1 protein-coding gene is annotated in these 305 nt (G+C 36.4%); it reads left to right on the top strand.

Translation table 11 applies throughout. The features are described 5' to 3' along the window. Positions 1-216, top strand: a 216-nt coding sequence (locus B4W65_RS17255; protein ID WP_205741334.1) for an OsmC family protein, incomplete at its 5' end; no start/stop codon positions are given. Between the last annotated feature and the right edge of the window lie 89 nt (positions 217-305).

Raw genomic sequence — 305 nt, 5'->3', positions numbered from 1 at the left:
TGTCCAATAAAGGGGAAGTCTACAACAGGAATAATGATTGAAACTTCAAATGGTGGTGGACAATTCACTGAAGTTATATTGAATCCAATTGTTACAGTAACTGAAGTTCATATGTTTGACAAAGCCCATGATTTGCATAAAATGGCAAATGAACTGTGCTTTATTGCAAACTCTGTAAACTTTCCAGTTAAACATAACCCGACAGTAAAAATATGATGAAAAATAAAAGGAAGAAAACAACGACCGCTAATATATAGGAATATGAGCGGTCGGAATTGCTTGTCCCGATTTTCGGGAACCCAGCG

Source organism: Geofilum rhodophaeum, from assembly GCF_002210225.1.
Taxonomy (GTDB): domain Bacteria; phylum Bacteroidota; class Bacteroidia; order Bacteroidales; family Marinilabiliaceae; genus Geofilum; species Geofilum rhodophaeum.
This window is presented reverse-complemented; position numbering and strand designations above follow the sequence as displayed.